General features: G+C 33.2%; 18 protein-coding genes and 1 pseudogene. 15 read left to right on the forward strand and 4 right to left on the reverse strand.

Annotated elements, in window-relative coordinates:
- The 8 genes and pseudogenes from F7731_RS16745 to F7731_RS16775 all read left to right on the forward strand — a co-directional run.
- Positions 1 to 82: IS3 family transposase (locus F7731_RS16745; RefSeq protein ID WP_151536060.1), on the forward strand; the 82-nt coding region annotated here is incomplete at its 5' end.
- A gap of 35 nt (positions 83 to 117) precedes the next feature.
- Positions 118 to 320 (forward strand): annotated as a pseudogene (locus tag F7731_RS27335) (hypothetical protein); the annotation flags it as partial.
- Positions 321 to 856: 536 nt separating this feature from the next.
- A complete protein-coding gene (locus tag F7731_RS16750; RefSeq protein WP_151535956.1) occupies positions 857 to 1,381 on the forward strand; it encodes a hypothetical protein in 525 nt (174 codons plus the stop codon).
- A gap of 358 nt (positions 1,382 to 1,739) precedes the next feature.
- On the forward strand, positions 1,740 to 3,503 hold the full coding sequence (locus tag F7731_RS16755) for a DNA cytosine methyltransferase (protein ID WP_151535957.1): 1,764 nt from the start codon (positions 1,740 to 1,742) through the stop codon (positions 3,501 to 3,503).
- Between the two features lie 90 nt (positions 3,504 to 3,593).
- A complete protein-coding gene (locus F7731_RS16760; RefSeq protein WP_151535958.1) occupies positions 3,594 to 5,078 on the forward strand; it encodes an ATP-binding protein in 1,485 nt (494 codons plus the stop codon).
- Positions 5,059 to 7,758: a Z1 domain-containing protein gene (locus F7731_RS16765; protein ID WP_151535959.1), complete on the forward strand. Its 2,700-nt coding sequence runs from the start codon at positions 5,059 to 5,061 to the stop codon at positions 7,756 to 7,758. The genes F7731_RS16760 and F7731_RS16765 overlap by 20 nt, the downstream gene beginning before the upstream one ends.
- Positions 7,751 to 8,764 carry a PD-(D/E)XK motif protein gene (locus F7731_RS16770; RefSeq protein WP_151535960.1) on the forward strand — a complete coding sequence of 338 codons (1,014 nt, stop codon included), beginning with the start codon at positions 7,751 to 7,753 and terminating at the stop codon, positions 8,762 to 8,764. The genes F7731_RS16765 and F7731_RS16770 overlap by 8 nt, the downstream gene beginning before the upstream one ends.
- A 12-nt stretch (positions 8,765 to 8,776) precedes the next feature.
- Positions 8,777 to 10,624: an AIPR family protein gene (locus tag F7731_RS16775; protein WP_151535961.1), complete on the forward strand. Its 1,848-nt coding sequence runs from the start codon at positions 8,777 to 8,779 to the stop codon at positions 10,622 to 10,624.
- A gap of 58 nt (positions 10,625 to 10,682) precedes the next feature.
- Here the strand turns inward: F7731_RS16775 and F7731_RS16780 are convergent, their stop codons facing one another.
- The gene (locus F7731_RS16780; protein WP_281352565.1) at positions 10,683 to 10,871 is read right to left on the reverse strand and encodes an IS3 family transposase; all 189 of its coding nucleotides are present in this window, start codon (positions 10,869 to 10,871) and stop codon (positions 10,683 to 10,685) included.
- 29 nt (positions 10,872 to 10,900) lie between these two features.
- Entirely contained in the window at positions 10,901 to 11,332 is a 432-nt protein-coding gene (locus tag F7731_RS16785; protein WP_151535963.1) for a DDE-type integrase/transposase/recombinase, read from the reverse strand.
- A 374-nt stretch (positions 11,333 to 11,706) separates the two neighbouring features.
- Between F7731_RS16785 and F7731_RS16790 the strand changes: the two genes are divergently transcribed.
- Positions 11,707 to 13,134: an SIR2 family protein gene (locus F7731_RS16790; RefSeq protein WP_151535964.1), complete on the forward strand. Its 1,428-nt coding sequence runs from the start codon at positions 11,707 to 11,709 to the stop codon at positions 13,132 to 13,134.
- A 143-nt stretch (positions 13,135 to 13,277) separates the two neighbouring features.
- Here F7731_RS16790 and F7731_RS26535 read toward each other — a convergent pair whose 3' ends face one another.
- Entirely contained in the window at positions 13,278 to 13,430 is a 153-nt protein-coding gene (locus F7731_RS26535) for a hypothetical protein (protein ID WP_170289730.1), read from the reverse strand.
- Between the two features lie 478 nt (positions 13,431 to 13,908).
- Here F7731_RS26535 and F7731_RS16795 point away from each other — a divergent pair, with 478 nt between their 5' ends.
- Complete coding sequence (locus F7731_RS16795) at positions 13,909 to 15,504, forward strand: hypothetical protein (RefSeq protein WP_151535965.1); 1,596 nt, start codon at positions 13,909 to 13,911, stop codon at positions 15,502 to 15,504.
- Positions 15,505 to 16,030: 526 nt separating this feature from the next.
- Here F7731_RS16795 and F7731_RS16800 read toward each other — a convergent pair.
- The gene (locus F7731_RS16800) at positions 16,031 to 17,542 is read right to left on the reverse strand and encodes an amidohydrolase family protein (RefSeq protein ID WP_151535966.1); all 1,512 of its coding nucleotides are present in this window, start codon (positions 17,540 to 17,542) and stop codon (positions 16,031 to 16,033) included.
- 494 nt (positions 17,543 to 18,036) lie between these two features.
- On the opposite strand from F7731_RS16800, the gene F7731_RS16805 reads away from it, so the two are divergent.
- The 5 genes from F7731_RS16805 (at position 18,037) to F7731_RS16825 (ending at position 22,889) form a co-directional block, all read left to right on the forward strand.
- Entirely contained in the window at positions 18,037 to 18,390 is a 354-nt protein-coding gene (locus tag F7731_RS16805; protein ID WP_170289731.1) for a MarR family winged helix-turn-helix transcriptional regulator, read from the forward strand.
- Between the two features lie 20 nt (positions 18,391 to 18,410).
- Positions 18,411 to 19,979, forward strand: coding sequence for an ABC transporter substrate-binding protein (locus F7731_RS16810; protein ID WP_151535968.1), 1,569 nt, complete (start codon positions 18,411 to 18,413; stop codon positions 19,977 to 19,979).
- 80 nt (positions 19,980 to 20,059) lie between these two features.
- Positions 20,060 to 20,977, forward strand: a complete 918-nt coding sequence (locus F7731_RS16815) for an ABC transporter permease (protein ID WP_151535969.1) — start codon at positions 20,060 to 20,062, stop codon at positions 20,975 to 20,977.
- Positions 20,978 to 20,986: 9 nt separating this feature from the next.
- The gene (locus F7731_RS16820; protein ID WP_151535970.1) at positions 20,987 to 21,889 is read left to right on the forward strand and encodes an ABC transporter permease; all 903 of its coding nucleotides are present in this window, start codon (positions 20,987 to 20,989) and stop codon (positions 21,887 to 21,889) included.
- Positions 21,890 to 21,905: 16 nt separating this feature from the next.
- The gene (locus F7731_RS16825) at positions 21,906 to 22,889 is read left to right on the forward strand and encodes an ABC transporter ATP-binding protein (protein ID WP_151536061.1); all 984 of its coding nucleotides are present in this window, start codon (positions 21,906 to 21,908) and stop codon (positions 22,887 to 22,889) included.
- Position 22,890: the final 1 nt, after the last annotated feature.

Here is a 22,890-nt window from a genome sequence, read left to right on the forward strand (position 1 = left end):
ATACTATAATACAAAACGGATGAAGGCGAAGTTAAAAATGAGCCCGGTACAATACCGAACTCATTTTGAGCAAGCTGCCTGATGAAATAACCGTGTCTAACTTTTTGGGGTCACTTCAAAATCGCTCTTTTCGTAAGGGAAAATAAAAGGAGAACGGTCACACATCTCCGATTGTCTTCTTAGGACAGCTGATTATGTCAGCCATTCTGGTAAACAAACAAATGAGCTTTATTTGGGAATTGGAAATGGAAATGCCATCGTATTTGGTGCTGAGGGCGAATAAGAATTTTTTATTACGGAAACTGGGTTATATTTGTTAGTCTTCTCATTATGGAAATGCTATTTCTCATTAACTAAATTGAATTTCGAGGAAATTTGGAAGGCCCTAATGATTTTACGATAAAAGAAGTACAAGTTTCGGCATGTATATGGTTTAAAGTACAATCAGCAATAATTTGGAAAAATTGATGTAGTTAAAGAATAAGAGAAAGATACCGCCTTTACTAGCTCGGTTCCAACTGTGTAAATATTCCATCTTGAAACTGTAATAATAAAAAATATAACAAAATCAAGTTCGAATATGCGGAAAAAATTTGATTAATATTAAGAAGGTTTGCACAAAGCTACGTAAGTGTATCAATTTTAATTGGATGTCTTTTTGGGGGGATATTACCAACAAAAATATTGAGAAACCTTTCTAAGTAGCTACTATAAACTGTCTCAGAGCAATTTGGGAATCCAGACAATAACAAACAGAACTTTACGATGTAAAATAGTCTTAGTTATAGTATAATGAATATTAATGAGTATTTTTAGTCAATTAGTATATTAAGTTTTTGTGTGCAGGAGGACATGAATGAGTAAATCAACTTATCATTGTTGTATCAATGAAGATGTTTTGGAAAAATTTAATCTCGCATTATTGTTAAATAAAGAAGATGCAGGTGATGTACTTGAAAAATATATGAGGCAGTATATATCATATAGCTTTTCAAAGGCATCTGAAATATATAAAACATCAACAGTATTACAAAATACTAGAGTAAATGGGGAAGCGAATTCAGACACTGGTAAGGCAATATTTAGAATCCCTAGGTGGGCAAAAAAGTCAAATCAGTATAATCATAAAATTGTAAGAGCTTATTTTCAAATTGAGAGTGAATTAGGTTACGTACCTTTGAATGCCTTAGAAAAAAGGTGTAGTGATGAAATAAATCATAGTGACACTTATGTTAGAGATTTCCGTGGTAACTTTAATCAAATGAAAATCGACTCACCAAAATCTCATGGAAAAGTATTTGAGATAGAAAATGAAAATGTTATAGTTTGGGGATATATTAAAGAAATATTGATGGAATACAAAGAGGATTTTTGTAAATAAAATAAAGTGGCTGATTGTTGTATTTTTTCTTTAGTAATTGATAGTGACATTAATCATGAATTCATTTCTTAAATTCTTATGAAGGTCTAAAAGGTTGCTTTTGCTATATACCTTATATTTCAAGATTTTTTGTTTTTAAGTCGATTAAGATCCTACAGGAGTTAGCTTTGAAAAACAGAGTCAATTTCCGAAATGAGCTTTAGGTAATAATTAGGCAGCGTTCCTTTTGGTGATATTTAGAAAATAACATGAATAAAACTTTGTGAAAAAACCTAGAAAATACATTCGCTAATTATTGTAATCTAATGCCAGATGTTATATGCTGCATGTAGAAGGTTTTTTTTAGGAGAGAGAAAAATTGAATTCAAGTGAAAAGAAGTATAAATTAATAGATTTATTTGCCGGTGCGGGGGGCTTGAGTAACGGATTTCAACAAACAGGAAAATTTGAAATAGTTGGAGCTGTTGAAATTAATAAAGAAGCTATTGAAACATATATATATAATCACCGAAGTGATAAAAGCCTAATCATTAAACCTTCCGATTCAGAGGATAGTGATATTAGTAAAATAGATTTTAAGCAATTTATGATAGAAAAAGGAATAGACCCTTCCGAAACAGTAGTAATTGGTGGACCACCATGCCAAGGTTTTTCAAATGCAAATAGACAAAAGAATTATTTGATATCAGGTAATAATCAGCTCGTAAAAGAGTATGCACGTGCTATAGATGAAGTTAGACCTGTAGCTTTTTTAATGGAAAATGTCAAAACAATGAATTCTGCTACACATAAGTTTTTTGTTACAAAACATGTAGATGATTCGATTTATGCTTATAGTTCCGAACAGCATTTACAGAAGATCAATGGTGACGAAGATCCGTTTTGGAAAGAAGACGAGTTAATCTTACTTGAAACAGACAAAGTAGGATATAAAGATTTAATTAATCGAATTGTTGAGAAGAGACAAGTTACGCCGTTTATTACGAACGAATTTGAACTTTCAAGAATTAGAAGTGTAGTTCGTAAGTTAAAGAAAACAAAACCTTACAATCCAACTTTAGATAATGGGAAAAAAGAATTGTTTGAGATAAAACAAATTATTTCTTCCCTTTTAGATTATGACTTTGGTGAATTGAATACTGAAGAAAAAATGAAAGATATAAGAAAAACAGCTATTGATACATTTAATGAGATAGCTAATGGAAGTAACACTGACAATGGAAAAATGTTAAACAATCTCCAAGGATTTATTGAAATTAATCAATTGTTAAGGTACCTAAAGGAAATTGAAGATGAAAATATTGTGAAATTAGGAATTCCTGAAGTGGTTGGCGATAGAAGATTAAAAGTTGTAGTTAAAGTCAAGTCATATAACATTGTTGTTTATCTAAAAAAATTCTTTGCTCATTTAGATTATAAGATAACACTAGATACAGCTAACTCTAATCATTATTTTGTTCCTCAGAGACGACAAAGATTTATTATACTAGGTGTAAAATCTAACAAAATAGAATGTGCCGAAATTGAATTTCCGGAAAGATATACTGACAAGGATTTTACTGTAGAAGATGCAATCGGTGATTTAGAATATATTGATGCTACTAAGAATGTTGAGGACAATGGTTTAGTTTACAACGTTGAATTTAAAAAAACAAAAATGCAAAATTATTATCGTTCAGGCATTAGGGAAAACGTGATTTATAATCATATTAATACAGATAGTGAACAATTAAGTAAACAAAGGTTTGAAGAAATAAAGAAAAAAGGAGGTAAAAACTTCCATAGTTTATCGACTGAACTCCAAGAAGTTTCGTACTCAGATGCATCTAGGACTCAAAACACGATTTATTTGCGATTGGATTATGATTCGCCATCTCCAACGGTGATTAATGTTAGAAAGTCTATGTGGCAACATCCTACAAAAGCGGTTGCCCTAAGTATAAGAGAAGCTGCAAGATTACAATCTTTTAAGGATAATTATGTTTTTAAAGGATCAAAGGATAAGCAATATCAACAAATTGGTAATGCAGTACCGCCATTAATGGCCAGAGCAATGGCTGAACAAATCTTGTATTATTTAGGGGAAGCCCCTAAGAAATACTTAAAGGATGAATTTAATTAGTATAAAAGCAGCAATCCATTTGGAGTGGTTTGCTGTTTTTTTTTTTTGAGTTTGTTAGAATAATATAAAAGAAAAAAATAGGTGGAATTTATGGCTACTATTCGTACACAACCTTCAGCAGCTCCTGTTATACAGGCTCTTAGAAGTATTGGTTATAATGCACAAACAGCAATTTCGGATATTGTTGATAATAGTATAGATGCAAATTCTGATTATATTCAAATTGAATTTGATTATGATATTGATAGCGGTTTTATCAGAATAGAAGATAATGGTATAGGAATGACTGACTCAGAATTACAACAAGCAATGACTATTGGCTCAAAGGATCCTAGGAAAAAAAGAGCTAAGGAAGAGCTGGGACGATTTGGAATGGGTTTAAAAACGGCATCGTTTTCCATGGGGAAACGTTTATGTGTCATTACAAAGAAGAATGGGATAATTTCTGAACGTTGCTGGGATTTAGATTATGTTAGTGATAAAAATGAATGGCTTCTGTATGAAACAATTCCAAGTGAAATAAAAGATAAAATTGGTCAAGTAGGGGAAAATAGCGGAACCATTGTTTTTGTCGATAGACTAGACCGTTTTTGTGGATATGGTACTAAGAAAGTTTTGAAACAAGATAGCTATTATTCTAAAGTTAAGCGTATACATAAATATTTAGAAATGGTCTTTCATGTGATGTTAGAGAAAGGCTTAATAATTACAATTAACGGGAATACTTTATACCCTTGGAATCCCTTTTTAGAAGGGAATCAAAGAAGAATTGAAGGGGAAGAGCAAATAATAAGAGTGAATCAAAAGCTTGTTAATATTACCCCATATGTATTACCTCATCCAACTACCTTTAACCAAGTGGAATATCGGTATGCAGGTGGTATAAAAGGATGGCGTGATCAACAAGGGTTCTATATTTATAGAGAAAATCGAATGGTTAGTTATGGTGATTGGTTTGGTATGTTTCCAAAGGATGTTCCTTCGGAATTAGTCAGAATTAAAATAGAGTTTTCAAATGAAGCAGATGATGACTGGAAAATTGACGTTAAAAAATCTTCGATTTCAGTTCCCGATGAAGCTAAAGAAGATTTACAGGCAATAGCAAAATATTATAGACAATTATCACAAGAGATGATGCTATACCGTACAAAAGCTACTCGAACAGGAGAAAAAATTAAAGGTACTTTAAATACTTGGGAACTTTCAACGGATGATATAAATAGTTCTTATATATTAAATAGAACACATCCTGTATTAACCGAGATACTTAAAGCAGTGGATATTGATTTAAGAAGGAAAATTAATGTATATCTTAAATTAGTTGAATTAGGCTCACCATGCAACTTATTAAAAACTGCTAATATGGTAAAAAAGGAGGAGCAGCAAATAGATGAAAAATCTATGAAATTGATAGTTGATTATGCTGAAATTTTATTTAGTACAGGTATTGAATTAGACGTTGAGAAGGTTGCGGAAACAATCTCTATGATGGCTGGGTTTGAAGGCATAGAGATTCATACAATAAGAACAATTATTGACAAGGAAGTGAATTCAAATGCATCAAATAATACGTGAGGAATTTCTTTATACAATAGAGAATTTGTATACGGCTTTTAAAAATTCTGGTTTTGAAAAACCTTTAGATGTAGCAATGGAAAAAGCTCAAGAAAAAATTATTAAGACCTATGGTAATTTAGAATCAAAGGTTTGGGAGGGGCTAGCGTTAGAGGCCTATTCGAAATATGGCGCTATAAATGTCCGTAAAGCAAGTTCAATAAGAAGTAATGATAATATTCCTTGGTTTGAAAATACACATCCATCTTACTCCTATTTTTGGCCACGATATGAAAAGTATTTAATAGAAATTAAGAAGTGGCCACGTGATACAGTGGAAACTATTGATGATACAACAAACGAAATTCTAAAAAGCATTGGAAATCCTAAAAATAAACAGACATTTGATAAGAGGGGATTAGTTTTAGGTCATGTTCAATCCGGAAAAACAGCGAATTTTACAGGTCTAATCAACAAAGCGATTGATGTTGGATATAAATTAGTCATTGTTTTAGCGGGTATGCACAATGACTTACGTTCTCAAACGCAACTTCGTTTAGAAAGAGAAGTGGTTGGAACTATTGATACCATTACTGGTGAAAAACAAGGCGTAGCACTTGTTAAAACAGGTGGTTCGCAAATTGAGACATGGACGACGGTGCAAGAGGATATTTCGACTAATAATGCAATTGGTATAAAAAATTTAGATAAGCCAATTTTATTAGTAGTTAAAAAACAAAAGGATGTACTCCCTAAACTAATAGAATTAATAAGTAATAGTATTAAACATTCAGGGATGAGTCCGCCGGTATTAATAATAGATGATGAAGCGGATCAAGCTAGTGTTGATTCCTCTGGAAAAACAAATGACGATCCTAGTAAAATTAATCGACTAATTAGAGAATTGCTAAGTTTGTTTAAACAAAAATCCTATGTAGGATATACAGCTACACCATTTGCTAATTTGCTAATTAAAGCAAATGCAAACCATGTTGATGTAGGAAAAGATCTATATCCAAAAGATTTTGTAATTGCTTTGCCTAAACCAGAAGGTTATTGTGGACCTGATGAATTCTTCAATACTACTGGTTATAAAGAAGACAATAAACCGATGTTTATTAGAAACTTAAGTCCAGAAGACATTTCTATATTAGATACATTGAGAACAAAAGACGATGCTGGGTTATTTACAGTGGTTCCTAAATCAATGCAGGAGGCTATCTTTGCCTTTTTACTTTCAACAGCAATTAGAAATTTAAGAGGTCAGACAGGCGAGCATAATTCAATGTTGATACATACTTCAAGACTTACAGATGTTCAAAACTCTATGTGCGGTGTTATTAAAGAGTTCTACAGGAAATTATCAAATGATTTAATATACAATTCGAAAAGTGAATATATAACAAAGTTACAAGAGCTATATGAGAATGATTTTGTAGAGGTACAAAGTAGTTTTGAATCATCAAGCCAATTCAGCGTGCTTGCTTGGGAAAAAATCTATAAACAAATTAAGTTTGTAGCAGGCAAGATTGAAGTAATGGAGATTAACGGGGAGAGTGAAGATGCTCTTGAGTATGAAAAATACAAAGAAAATGGACTATATGTAATTGCAATTGGGGGAAATAAACTATCTCGAGGTTTAACATTAGAAGGCTTAACGATTTCTTATTACTATCGAAGTAGCTCTATGTATGACACACTAATGCAAATGGGGAGATGGTTTGGCTTCCGTAAAGGATATATGGACTTATGTCGTATATATACTTGCGAGGAAATCGCTGAAAACTTCGAGTATCTTGCTGTTGTTATGAGCGAGCTAAGAGAAGAGTTTGAAAAACTTGTGAGAGATGGTGCGACGCCGGAAGAATATGCTGTTAAAATGTTAACACATAACACAATGACAGTAACAAGTCCAGCAAAAATGGGGACGGCTGAATCGCCTATATCTTATACTGGAACAATGCAGCAAACACGTAGCTTTGCAAAAAATAAGGAATTTTATATGAAGAATATGGAGGCTACAATTGAGCTTATTAATAGTGTAGAACAGGAATTTAAAACGACAATTAAAGGGACTAAGTATCATATTGCTAAAGATGTTCCTAGTCACCTTATTATCGATTACTTGAAAAAATATCAAACTATTTCTTCAGCACGAATAGTTAATAGCAAAAAAATTGCAGACTATATTAGCAAAATGAATAGAGAAAACCTGTTTGAAAAATTTAATATTGCTGTTGTAGATATAACGAATGCTACATTAACCAGCAAGAAAGCAATTGATAATGAGATTACTCAGTGGAGAGTAAATCTAGGGAAATTATCGATTGAAAGTGCAGTTATTCGTAGTATTGATCAAGATAAAAGTAAGGGGATTAGTGTTGTAGACTTAGGTGCTATTGTTGCAGCTAATCAGGAGTTTATTGATATCGAAAATCGATCCACAGATAAAAGAGAAAATATAGACCTAAGGGCGAATGAAAATCCCCTGTTACTAGTCTATCCATTACATCCGCAAGTAAAATCATTTAAGAAATTAAATATTGATTTTAATGAAAATCTAGTACCAATTGGGTTAGCATTCTCATTTCCAGATATTATAGAAGTACCTGTTGCAGACGGTAATCTAAGAGAAAGACTAAAGAGAGAAGGAGTTTATATCTACAACAATACAGTTGGAAAAGGTGGTTCTAATGATTAATATTTCGGAAAGGTTCAAGTTAATGATGGAGCAATCAAAAAATAAGGAGTCTGATGATATTTACAGATTAGAGCCAATTTATTTTCAAAAACCATTTATATTAATTGGGATTGACTTATTAAATTTTCAGCGACGCTTATATATAGATATTACAAGTGAAGATTGGGATGAAGATCAATTAAAGTCTTTTCCAAAGTGGCGTGGTATTGAAATAGGACAAGAATTCTTTTCGCAAATTGGTCCACTAAAAGAAAAAAATTTTTTAGTGATTTCTCAAAATGTAGAAGATAGTGAAGAGATTTTTGAGCGGGTACTGCAATATTTAGTAGATCATATTTTATTTGAAGAAGAGATGCCGCTTTATACGGTAGTATACGAAGTTCTAGATAGGTGGCATAACTTTTTTAAGAGAAAATGGGATACCAAACTAAAATTAGAGGAAGAGATGGGGCTATTTGGGGAGCTTTATTATATTAATAAGTGGCTTGAATTTTTTCCGCAAGACCCACCGTTGATTATTAAAGATTGGAAAGGACCGTTAAAAAACAGAATCGATTTTGTTATTAAGAACTGCGGAGTCGAGATTAAAACTGTTGCACCTAAAATAAGAGATGAAATTAAAATTTCAAATGAAAAACAATTAGAGCTTAATCCGGTTATAGATACATTGTTCCTTTATGTATTAAAGATTGAAGTAAATAATTCAACAGGAAAATCTCTGCGAAATATGATTGAAGTAATTGAGGAACAACTTATTAATCGAGCTCCTTCTTTAGCAGTGAATTTTAAGGATTTGTTACTAGAAGTTGGAATAATGAGCGAGGATTATGATAAAAACTTCTTTTTTGTGCATGAAGAATTAGCATACAAAGCAGTCGAAGAGTTTCCAAAACTGACTTCAAAAAATCTGCCGACAGGCATTACAAATGTTTCATATTCAATTGATTTGTCACATTGTAAAACTTTTAAGGTTTCGTTAGAAGATATATTCAATTTGAATAAATAAGGATGATTCACAATGAATGAAACTAAAAGAAAGCTAGATTATTATAATGAATTTATTGATACAGTTGAACAAAAGGGGCGGGTATTAGGAAGTCGTCAAACCCCCTTTTTGCAAGAAGTATTGCCGTACATAAACTCTGAAGACGAGCCAGCGCTTATTTTTTTCAGTAAAAAAGAAACGAAAATACAACTTAATGGTTATTTATTTCAGGAGGAAAATAATACATTAAGCTTGTATGTAGTGGAATATGAGCCTTTTTTGGAAGAGGATGAATTGCCAGTTGCTAATATGACATCTTTAAAAGAGTACGCAAATAAAGCAAAGCGCTTTTATACAAATGCAGAATCAATTTTGCAATTTGCAGATCGTTCGATGGAATACCATGATGTAACAAAAATGATTGTAGATAAAAGAGACGAAATTGAAGAAGTCAATATTTTTGTGATTACAAGTAAGTTTTATCTTTCAAACAAGCCGATTGATCTAATAATTCCAGGCGTGGAAACAGTAAATGTACATGTTTGGGATATGGATCGAATATTTAAATTGTCGGAAGCGGAGCAAGGTATACGAGAATTTGATATTCATTTTAAGTCGGAATATGGTCTAGCATTACAAATGATGCAAGTTCCAAATAATATGAAACAGGGTTTAATAGATTGCTATATCGGGGTTATTCCAGCAAAACTTTTAGCTAAATTATATGATGATTGGGGACCAAAATTAGTAGAAAGGAATGTACGTTCTTTTTTACAAGCTCGTGGAGGCACGAATAAGGGAATACGAGATACATTAAAGGTTGAAAGTCAACGTGAATTATTTGTTGCATATAATAATGGTATTTCAAGTGTTGCAAAAGCGGGAGATATTGAGCAAATTGGAGATACAAATCTTTATAAAATTAATACATTAACAAGTTGGCAAATTGTTAATGGAGGTCAAACTACAGCCTCTATACATCAAGCTTATAAAAATGATATTGATTTAGAGGGTGTTTACATACAAGCAAAATTGACTATATTAAACGTTCCAGAAGAAATTGAGAATATTGATGTTCAAATGGATCGTCATGCACTTGAAGATGAAATGATAGCAAAAATCTCCGAATATGCAAATACGCAAAATAAAATCAATAAATCAGATTTGCTCGCTAATACCAGATTTATGTCTGACCTTGAAAAGCTATCTCGCAACGTCTGGATTCCAACACAAGATAATCGTAAAGAAGAGTCAAAATGGTATTTTGAACGAGCTCGCGGACAGTATATGGTTGATATTAGTAGACGTTCGAAAGGAAAAGAACAAACTGCTTTCAAAAAAATATACCCAAAGGAAAACGTCATAACAAAAGTGGAAATGGCAAAATACTTTATGTCTTGGGAAGGCTTTCCACATGTATCTAGTAAAGGTGGAGAAGAAGCTTTTAAACGCTTTATGGATTTAAATAGCCAATATTGGAAACAAAGCTCCGTTACAAATGATGAAGGTGAAGTAACAAAAAGTATTCTAAATATCGATAGTGACTACTATAAAAAGCTTATTGCTAGAAGAATTATTAATGCATTTATAACAAGAATTGTTGAAAGTATGAATTTAAAAGGTTATAGAGCAAATGTAATTTATTACACAGTAGCTATGCTAAGTCATTTGTACTATGAAGAAATAAATTTAATGGAAATATGGCAACAACAAGCTCTTTCTGAAAAGTGGGAGGATATTGTACGAACTATTGCTAATAATGCTTTAAATTATTTAAGAGAATCCGCTGGTGATCAAAACGTTACACAATGGGCGAAAAAAGAAGACTGTTGGAAAGGTTTTATTAAGGAATCGGCTGTTGTATTAAGTGGAATGGTTTAGTGAACTTTTGGTGTGAACTGCCCCCTGTCAAGTAGACAGTGGAATTAATAAAAACAGGCTAAGCGGCTTTAGCTCTATATTCCATAGGGCTAAGGCCGTTTAGTCGTTTTGGATACCTATCATGATTATAAAAATGGATGTACTCATCAATCGCTTTTAACAGTTCTTCGAACGTCCTATAGTTATGTAAATAATACTTTTCACATTTTAGGTGGGCCCAAAAAGATTCCATCGGTCCATTATCGATACACTTGCCGACTCGTTACATACTTTGTTTCAGCTTTGCTTTCTCGATTTTTCTCTAAATCCCTTTGAAGGGTACTGGAATTCACGGTCACTATGAATAAGGGGATGATTCCAATCCGAAAAAGCTGTAGCTTTGTCAATAGTCTTGAATACAAGTTTATTATTATTTGAATGCCCTAAAACATTACTAACAATTGATCCATCAAATAGGTCAAGAATCGCACTTAAATATGCTTTTTGGGATGAACCATATTTAAATTCTGTTACATCTGTTACCCATTTTTCATTTGGTTTGTCAGCTGTAAAATCCCGATTCAACACGTTCTCTACGATATGTATGGGGTTTAAACGCTTATAAGTTTTCTTCTTTTTTCGAATAACTGACTGAATACCAGCGACTGTCATCAGTCGATAAATGCGCTTGTGATTGAAGTTTTGGCCGAACCTTCGATTGATGTTCATCGATAACCGTAGATGCCCTCCACTTTTTCATGAAGAGTTGTCATTTCTTTTATGATTTCTTTATTCTGAAGTTCTCTCGCTGAAGGCTACGTTTTAGCCAATTATAGTAAGCAGCTCGCGATATACCAGCAACTTCACAAAGAAAGAAAATACACAGATTTTCTTTCTTATGAAGTTCCTGAATAGCTACATACAATTTCGGTTCCAATTTCTTCAAGTGCTTTTATATATTCTTTTACCTTTGATTCCATTAGTATCACCTCTTAACTTCCAATTTACGACACTAATTAGCTAAATACTACCAAAAAGTGGTTTTATAGGTAAAATAGTGGTAAAGTGGTATTATTATCAACTTGTCAAGGGAGGGCAGTGATATGTCAAACTATGATTCATATTTAAATAGTTCGCTAGAATACTTGAAACAATATATTACTGATATGAAAAGTAGGCCAATTCTATTCATTGGTTCTGGCTTCTCCCAGAGGTATATCAATTCTCCTACTTGGGCTGGCTTATTAAAACAGTTAATAGATGAAAATCCTGAAATTGATATGCCAATGCAATTTTTTATTCAAGAACATAATGGTGATAATGCAAAAATTGCTTCTGAATTAGTTGATTACTATCGTACATATGCCTGGAAAAATCACAGCGATGAAGAGCGATTTCCTCCTTTTCTTTTCGAATCTGCTTCACGAAGTATTCACTTGAAATATAAAATTGCAAGTATACTAATTGACCTTATGGGACAATTCGATGCTGAAACACATGAGTTAAATGCCGAAATTGAATTGATAAAAAATTTAAACCCACAGGCTATTATTACTACCAACTATGATAAATTATTGGAAACACTGTTTCCTAAATATGAAGCAATAGTCGGACAACAGGTAATTCGCCAAAAGAAATCAACTGATATTGGTCATATACTAAAAATTCATGGCTCAGTTGAAGATTGTGATAGCATAGTTATTGAACAACAAGATTACGTAAACTTCTTTAATAAGCAAATCTACTTAATTGCTAAACTATTTACATATTTTATGGAACACCCAATAATTTTTATTGGTTACAGTTTAAGCGATGAAAATATTAAATCCATATTATACAATGTTAAGCAAATTATTGATGCTGATGTAGAACCCATGATTGATAATATGTGGTTTATTGATTGGAGTAGGGAACCAATTAACCCTGATTACACGCCACCCAGAGAAAAACCTATTTCTGTCGGTAATGGTGAATCGGTGAGGGTTAATTATATTCAGTTACATACTTATGAAAAGTTGTACGAAGCCCTTTACCAAGATTCTGTTGATATTGAGTTCCTAAAGCAAATTGAAGAAACAGTTTATAACGTAGTAAAAAGCGACACTATTACCAACCTTGAAGTTGATATTGCAAGTTTACGATACCTAACAGACAGAGAGAGTTTATTAAACGCATTTACTATTCCTACTGCTAATGATGAACAAGCTGCTACGAGAACTCTTGTTACATTTGCAGACATTCAAGACCCTAATCAACTAGCAGTACAGTTTACTCTTACTGCCACGGAGCTATGCGAAAGAGTTTATGATTATGAAAAGTCTTTTTGGTCTTATGCTTATGATTTAATTAATGATGTTTATGATAAAACTGGCATTAAGCTACGTGGGAGTAATAATATTTACCATGTCTATATGAACGGTGTTAGTAGATATTCCACGAATATGGTACACTTGCTTAAAAAGGTTAAAGACATGGAACCATATGTTATAAATATTGACGGTAGAGAAATATCATACCCATCAGAAGACTAAAAACGATACCTAGTCGGTATCGTTTTATTTATTCGTTAAAGACATTTGCTATACTTTAGCTCGTTGTTAGTTTTCTTTAGTAATTTTTTGTCTAGAATTAAAGGGAAAACATAATAAAACCGCCAGTGACGAAGCACTAACGTTTAGTGATGTTCCTGTATGTATTCTATCTGCATCTGTTTAATTGCCGTTGCTTTGATTTCTGATTTGTCTTTAGCAAATTTTGCTCTGCTGTGTACTTCCTCATCATATGGAAAAATAGCATTCCAAAATAAGACGACATACAAAGCCGCCATTTCCAGGGGCCACAATCCGAGAATGCTATTTTTAAAAATTTTCATCGAATTCATGGCCAGTGAGAATTGCTATGTCTTTGCGTAATTTTGTTGTGTCCTCAAAGGCGTACACTTGATACTTTTCGTTTTCTCTATTTCTAACAGAATACAGAATCGAACGAATCAATAGCCTTCACATTCATTGTCCAATAAAATGCTTGATTTCCTTGTACAAACAAAGTTCCATAATGAAAATTTGCTTGAAAAAAGTAAATAACGCCCGTTTTTGGGGATTGAATATGCCATCAGCGGATTATTAATCGCCTCTTTGGGGTGAAGAAGCATTTTGAAATAGACAAGAAAATGATGCAAATAAGAACAAATTTTGTCATAATAACAATATTCCATTATTGCGAATTAACTATCTTGAAAAGAATGCAAGCGAGAAAATATTGTCAAGTCATCATTAGAAGATTATTGTTAATAGGTGGAGATATTCTTGGAAACTCTTAAATCGATTTCTGGCAAAAATTTAGAAAATGTAAATAAACTTAAAAAAGAATTTTTTAAAGACGTTATTAGTAAAGTAGGAAGTAATAACACTATAATATTTTATTGTAGGTATTATGAAGAATTATTTTACAGACATTTAATATTAAAGAATTCATTTATAGAAAGTGACACTAAAATTACTCAGATAGTTGCAGAAATTACAAAATGGGTTTGGGAAGAAGATTATATTGAAGATAGTGATATTGGCAATATTACATTTAGTATATTTCAAGATTATTTTGATAAGGTATATGAAGTACATCAATCAAATGTTGCATTTTTATCAGAACATTTTAATATATTTAAAGCCGAAATTTTAGAAAATAAAACGGTACAATTTAATTACGCAAGTAAGGAAATTGAGTTTTATGAAAATGTTAATAATTTATTAATAACAGATTATAGAGAAAATAAGGCTAAATGGTTTGCTAATGCAATAGCAAGCGGTAAGAAGCTTAAAAGATATATTAATGGCCGGTATCATGCTAATCATTTTCTAAACATTGAGTTTGAATTACCTGATGATTACAGTGTACTAGGATATTCAATTAGACAATTAAAAGAATTTTGGTTCCATATATATAATGACGCTTGGGAAATAAAAGAACATAATTACAACTTATTCAAAATACTAGCTACTGGTAAAAAGAAATTAATTCATGATAAACTAGACGACTTTAGGATATTAGAAATAAATCCAAGTAAATGGAAATTGAGAACTTTAACTTATGAAATTGTTGGTAATTTGCTTGAGATGTTTAGTTATAATGGACAAAAGAAGCTTGGTGTAATTCATTCATCACTTATCTCCGAACCAATTGTACAATTACCTGATTCAAGGTACATTGTTATTGCTAATATAATATTAACTCATGAACCGGAAAGATATAGTCTTCAAGTGTTTGATAAATACATCAGTCACTACCAAAACCATGGAGTGAAGGTTCCGACTGATGATTCTAGAAGAGAAGATATATTTATCGATAGACTAAATTATGTTTTTAATAACTACAAGTATAAAAAAGATTCAGTCAATATTCCTGGATCTGATATAGACTATATTGTTTTTGATGAAAATTCCAAAACTTTAATCTGTTTCGAATTAAAATGGATAATTGAACCCTTCACTCCATCGGAAATTACCAAGAAAGAAAAATCATTGGAAAAAGCATTAAAGAAACAGTTGCCAACATATAAAAATGCATTGGAAGAAAGTACTTCACAAACACTTAAGAAAGCATTCGGAAATAACTTTAGTGAAACACCTATTAACTATTTTTATTTTGTTTTAACAAATATTTCGGTGGGAAGTGGTCTTCTTGATAGAAGCACATATAAAATTGTAAATATTAGAATGTTAGAAAAAGCACTGGATGAAAGTAAAGGAGATTTGGAGAAATTATCCCGAATTTTAATCGAGGAGAAGTATATTCAGAACGCTTCAAACTATTTCGATAGTAAGATGAGTAAACAGAACTGTTTAGGGATAAATATTATTCAACCTGAGTTTAGGTACAAAGGTGGATTCTCCTTAGAAAAATAGATTAAAGATAAAATAAAAGCCCTTACATGTGAACTTACCCATGTAGAGTAGACAGCCCAAAAAAGTAGTGGGGAATTTGGCAATCCTGGAATTAATATTTCTTTTATACAATTTCCTTGGATCAATTATTCCGGGTGTGTTCGGAAATGGTGGGTTCAGTGTGAAAAGAATTATTGATTACTTATGGAGTTTTTGGAATAGCAATCGGCATTTCCGCCACATTTGTCTTCCTATTTATATTATCTGGCGCGTTCCTAAGCAGAAGCGGGTTTAGTCAATTTATCAATGATTTTGAGCACTTACAATTGCTGGCTGTTTACCAGGGGAACCGGCAAAGGTTGCGGTCATCGCGAGCAGCCTAATTAAGAAAAGCTAAAACTTTTTATATTTATGCATGGAGTGGAATTTAATTAAAGCAACACTAATGAATAATTTACTACCTATAAAAAATAGAAAACGGTGATAAACGCATGTGAGTAAGTAAAATCACCGTTTTTCTTGCATATTAGTCAAAACCCTTAAATTATTATACTAAAACCCTGTTTGCTTTTGCTTCTTTTACCATTTCTTTTACGTCTGCCAACAGCTGCTTAGCATCAAAAATTATTCCATCTTTAATGGTATATTTCACCCCGCCTACACGTTCTACTTTTCCAGTTTTAGGATTGATTTTCATAGAACCTGTTCCGTAGAGGGTTTTGAAATTGTGTAGTGGATTTTCTTCAACTATCACAATATCTGCTAACATTCCCGGCTGGATTATTCCAAATTCCATAGTTGTTCCATTTTCTTTAGCTAAAAGCTCAGCCCCCTTCATGGTAGCTGACCTAATTACTTCTAAAGGATGGAAACCAGCTTCTTGTAACAGTTCTAGTTCTCTAATATAGTCAAAGCCATAAGTTTTATAAATAAATCCGGAATCCGAACCTGTACAAATTCTTCCGCCGCGATTTTTAAATTCATTAATAAATGCCATCCACAGACGGTAGTTTTCCTTCCATTCAATCTCATCTTTTGTTGTCCAATCGGAGAAAAATGACCCATGCTTTTTAGGATCTGGCTGATAGTATTCCCATAAAGAAGGCATCGTGTAATCCTCATGATATTCAGCAGTTTGAGCTCTTGCCGCGTCGCGAGCAGCTTCATAAATGGCAAATGTCGGATTCATTGTAAAATCAAGTTCAATAAGTTCATCCATAACTTTATTCCATTTTTCGGTGTAAGGTGAAGCAGCTTGCTTCCAAAGTCTTCCCGCTTGGCTGAAACGATTATGTTCATTGGAATAGTTATAATAATCAGGGTAATCTTGAACAGTGCGATTATTGAATAATGCTTCTGGTAATCCATACCAGTGTTCTAAAGAACCGAGACCCCAACGGGCCGCCTCCAAAGCATCAAGACGAGGGACAGTAGTTTGGGATAAATGTGCCATAGTTCCTAAGCCTTGTTTTTTTGCTTCTTCGATAACCGCTTTAATGGCTTGCGGATTCCATCTATTAATAAATTTAAATCCATCAAGTCCCTTTTCCTTTGCCCAATGAACAAAATCATAAGCGTCAGATGGTGTTAATGAGCCATCAAGTTTATCCCAATTATGTTCCCATGTATAGGCATAAATCCGTGGGGCAACAATTTCGTTTTTAGCACTTCGTTCCTTTTCATAGATTGTCCAATCTGCGCCATTAAAGGATCCTGGATCTCGAACTGTTGTTACCCCGTGAGCCATCCAAAGTTTGTACACATAGTCAGCCGAAACGCCCTGTCTAGTTCCGCCAATGTGTGCATGTGTGTCAACGAATCCAGGCATTACGTACATCCCATTTGAATCGATTATATGAGCACCTTCAAGTGCACCTTCTGACAATCCGCCAACAGCAATTTCCTTAATTCGGTTTCCTTTAATAAGAATATCGACTGGCCCATCGGCTGGGGCGCCCGTCCCATCAATTAGAATGGCTCCTTTTAATACTAACTTGTCAAACGGTCCTTCCCCACAATCCCGATTAGCTGCATGTGGTACATTTTTTTGATTTAGCATCATTTTCCTCCTATATACTTAAAAATTTATTTTTAAAAAGGACTTTAAACTGATAAATCCTTTTTTAAAAATCCCTATAAGTTTATGAATTGGATTTTTCAATTGACAATAATTGTATTGCTAACGAGTGGGTGATCATTTCCAACAACTGCTCATGCTTTTTTCAGCGTGGCTTTCAGTTACTGTTTATTGTTTGATTTAAATTAAAGTGAAGGGTTCCGTGAGGTTGGGGGGCATTTTAAGACTCTCCTTAATAATACGAACTGATAGATAATTAGAATCTAGTTTTTTATAGAAATAGTCCCATTAAATATTTATTAATCTAATAACAAAGAATTCATTACTAATTATAGAAAATAAAGTTGACATAAGCAATAATAATTATTAAAATGTACACAAAATACAGAAAAGGGGGAAAATATTGAATATTGCTGAAAGTGCAGAGAATAAAACAATTTAATAGGTTTTATGTCAGAAAAATGGGGCTTATTTCGATGTATTCCAAAGAGAGCCCTTTCACCGCTACAGAAGCAATGGTATTGTTCGAAATTAATAGAATCGACACTTGTACGGCATCTTATTTAGCGAAATATTTCCATTTAGACAAAGGCTATATTAGTAGAATATTAAATTCGTTTGAGAATAAAAATATCATCATAAGAGTTTCTTCCGAAGTAGATCGGCGCATCAAATATTTAAAGATTACAAGTAAAGGTGAAGAGGAATTAAGGGATTTAGCTAATAGGGCAAGTCTAAGTGTCCAAAAAATGATAGAACATCTTGACAAGAAAGATATAAAAATATCATTAAAATCAATGGAAAAAATTGAACAAATACTAGGTAAATAAAATAACAAAGGGTGAAAAATATGAAAAAGGCTATTTCATTTTTTTTTGCAATATGCACCGTACTAATGTTAACTGCCTGTACAGCGGGCACAAGTGGAGACGGCACCACCACAAATAAAAATACTTCAGTTCAAGGAAAAGATGGTAAAACGGATAAAAAAGATAGTCTTGTAATTGGTTTTGAGTCCGATGCTACAACACTATTAGCTAATTGGGATGTCAATTATATTACAACTGCTCAAATAAGAAACATATATGATTCAGTAATAAATCGCGATCCCAAAACAGGGGAGCTGACTCCTGGATTAGGGGTTAGCTGGGAGAACATTGACGACCTAACATGGCGCATAAAATTAAGGGAAGGCGTTAAGTTCCATAATGGTGCAGACTTCAATGCAGATGCAGTGAAATTTAATATCGATTTTATTTTAGATGAGAAAAATGGATCTTTTTATCGATCACGCTGGGCTAATGTTAAGGAAGTTAAAGTTCTTTCACCTACGGAAGTTGAAATTATTACATCTAAGCCATTTCCAAATTTATTGCAGTATGTGGCTTCAGATTTATTAATAATGGAACCTGGCTATGTTAAAGAAGTTGGAAATGATGTAGCTGCAAAAAAACCGGTTGGTACAGGACCCTATAAACTTACTGATTGGGTTCGCGATAATCATTTGAAATTAGAGGCTAATGAAGATTATTGGCAAGGAACTCCAAATATTAAAAAATTAGAGTTTCGTTATATCCCAGAATTTAGTGCAAGGTTATCTGCATTCTTAAGTGGTGAGATTGATTTATTCAAAAATATTCCAGTAGACTCTATTAGTGAAATTGAGAATTCTGCTAATTCTAAAATTGCCGATGTAGCTTCCTCACGAATAAATTATTTAGCATTAAATACTCTTACGGAAGGTCCAATGCAAGATATTCGAGTTCGGAAAGCAATCAATTATGCAGTTGATGTCGATGAATTACTAAACTCTATTTTGAATGGTCATGGTACTAAGATGACAGGTCCTTTATCGATAATAAATTCAGGTTATACTGAAACAGCAGATTACGGGTATGACCCAGATAAAGCTATTGAGCTATTAAAAGAGGCTGGATATGAACCTAAGGATCTTTCACTTACTTTAGAAACTCCTAGGGGTCGATATCCGATGGATTCACACGTCGCACAGGGAATTGCCTCCCAACTTCAAAAAATTGGAGTAGAGGTAAACGTACAAGTTAATGAATGGGGTACTCATTTGGAGAAAATTCAAAATAGAAAAGTGGGAGATATGTATATATTAGGCTGGGGCCCAGCTTATGAAGCACAATCTACGATAGAAAATTTATTTACGAAAGTGGCACCTTATAGTAGCTTTTATGATGAAAAAATCGAAGAACATATTTATGCTGCCAATGAAATTTTTGATGAAGAAAAAAGATATGAAGCATTTGAAAAAGTACAGCATGAGCTAGTAGAGGCCGCCGCTTGGGTACCGTTATGGCAACAAGCCGATTTATATGCAATTCGTGAAAATTTAAATTTTGAACCAAGAGTTGATGAATATTTTCATGCTTTTGATATGTCCTGGAAATAAACATATAAATCTTATGAGGTAGGATTTTTCCTACCTCAATTTTTACAATATAATCGTAAAGGTAAAGAGGGGAGCTTTTAATGCTAGACTTTGTTATCAAAAGACTTTTACAGGTTGGTTTAGTAGTGCTTTTAGTACTTACTGCTGTTTTCTTTTTAATTCGCTTGTCTGGTGATCCGGTCTCACTTTTCTTACCTCAGGACGCTTCAAAAGAACAAATAGAAGCTTATAAAGAATCGTATGGATTTAATCGACCTCTCTATGTTCAATATGGAGACTTTATGATTAATGCTATTCAAGGAGATTTTGGTGATTCATTAAGAAGTAACGAGGATGCATTACAATTAGTTCTTGATCGGATCCCAGCGACATCTCAACTAGCTATATCCGCACTAATTCTTTCTTTAATCATATCAATCCCATTAGGGGTACTTTCTGCATACAAACGTAACACTGTTTTTGATAAAATCGGTGTTGCTTTAACGGTTATGGGACAGGCTGTACCAAGTTTTTGGCTAGGTTTGTTATTAATCTATTTTTTTGCAGCACAACTTAAAATATTGCCCTCAGGCGGTGGAGGTACACCGGTACATTTGATTTTACCTACAGTAACATTAGCATCGTATAGTGTTGCGAGATTTACTAGATTTACTAGATCAACAATGCTCGATGTATTAAGGAAAGATTATATTAGAACGGCTAAGGCAGCGGGAGCACCTACCTTTCGACTCATTATGCGGTATGCATTAAAGAATTCATTAATACCAATCATTACTCTAGTTGCTTTAGATTTAGGTGTATTACTTGGTGGGGCTGTTATAACAGAAGTTGTTTTTGCTTGGCCGGGTCTTGGTAGGCTATTAATGCAATCATTGCTGAATCGTGATTTTCCAATTGTTTTAGCTGGTGTATTCCTTATTGCCGTATTCTATTCAGTTATTAATTTTGTTGCGGATGTTTTATATGCTTATGTAAATCCACAAATTAGAGTGAAGTAGGTGAAATAAATGGCCCTTCCAGAGAGTAAATATATACTGGAAAATGACTATATAGAATATAAGAAGACCTCAAAAATAATCTATTTTTTCTCTAGTCTATCGAGAAGCTGGACCGGAATGTTAGGGTTCCTTATTATTGTCCTTTTACTATTCGTTAGCATTTTTGGCCAATGGCTAGTACCATATGATCCACTCTATGCTGAATTTAGTAAAAAATTATTACCGCCATTAACAGATGGTCATTTATTAGGTACTGACCACCTTGGAAGGGATATACTTTCCCGCTTAATTGTAGGTGCAAGAGTTTCTGTATTGATTGGGGTTTCTACGGTTCTAATTGCTGGAATATTCGGAACTATAGTTGGGATTATTGCCGGTTATTTTAGAGGTTTTATTGATATTGTGTTAATGAGAATTGTTGATGTTCAACTGAGCTTTCCTTTTATTCTTTTAGTTCTTGTTGTTAACGCAATTATTGGAACAGGTCTTAGAAATATAATTATATCGTTAGCAATAGGTGGCTGGGTAATATTTGCTCGAGTAATTAGAAGTGAAGTACTTGCCCTTCGAGAACAAGAATTTATTACTGCATGTATCGCTACAGGTGTATCTAGACTTGAGATACTTGTGAAACATATCGTTCCTAACTTATTTACCCCGATGATTATTCTTGCCTCTTTACAGGTTGCGACTTATATAATTGCTGAAGCTTCGGTCAGTTTTTTAGGATTTGGAGTTCAACCTCCTACACCAGCATGGGGAAATATGCTAAATGAAGGGAAAGATTATATTTTTAGTTCTTGGTGGCTCATTACATTTCCTGGAATAGCAATCGTAATCGCGGCTTTGGGGGTTAACTTATTTGGAGACTGGCTGAGGGATACACTTGACCCAGAGCTAAAAGGAGAATGATACGGTGGTTATACAAATGTCGGATGAAATTCTCAGAATAAAAAATTTGAAAATTCAATTTAGGAGAGGTAAAGAGAAAGTTCAACCTATCAGGGGAGTGAATTTCTCTTTAAAAAAAGGAGAAACATTGGGGGTTGTTGGAGAATCTGGTAGTGGAAAAAGTGTGACAGCTTTATCCGTTATGGGTCTACTACCGGAAGGATCTAGTGAAATTATTGATGGTGATATTATATTTAACGGTAAACAATTAACAACATTTAGTGAAAGGCAATTTCAGAAGCTGCGCGGAAATGAAATTTCTATGATTTTTCAAGAGCCAATGACATCTTTGAATCCAGTATTTACAATTGGAGAACAGCTTAGTGAACCATTAATTCAACATAAAAAGATGACAAAAAATGAAATTACTGAATCAATTATAAATGTATTAAAACAAGTTGGTATTCCCCGTGCAGAACAAATAATAAATGAATATCCCCATCAACTATCTGGTGGAATGAGACAAAGGATAATGATCTCAATGGCTTTATTATGTCAACCTAAATTAATGATTGCGGACGAACCTACTACAGCGCTTGATGTGACAATTCAAGCCCAAATACTAGAGCTAATGAAAGATATAAAAACTAAAAATGATATGAGTTTATTACTAATAACGCATGATTTAGGCGTTGTAGCAGAAATGTGTGACAGGGTAGTCGTTATGTATGCTGGAGAGGTTGTTGAAATGGCTGAAGTGAATGAGCTATTCGATAATCCTAGACATCCGTATACACAAGGATTAATAAAATCTTTGCCGTCAAAAAACACACGTAAAAATCGTCTATATTCAATCAAGGGGCAAGTTCCAAAGCCAAATGAAATACCAAAAGGTTGTGCTTTTGCAAATAGGTGCCCACATGCTTTTACTCCGTGTCATGTTGAATCTCCACCTGTTTTTCAAATAGGGGAACATCTAAGTAAATGTTGGTTAAATGATACATATGAGGGAGGTGATTAAA

Origin of the sequence: Cytobacillus depressus, from assembly GCF_008923245.1 — a bacterium.
GTDB classification, from domain to species: domain Bacteria; phylum Bacillota; class Bacilli; order Bacillales; family Cytobacillaceae; genus Cytobacillus; species Cytobacillus depressus.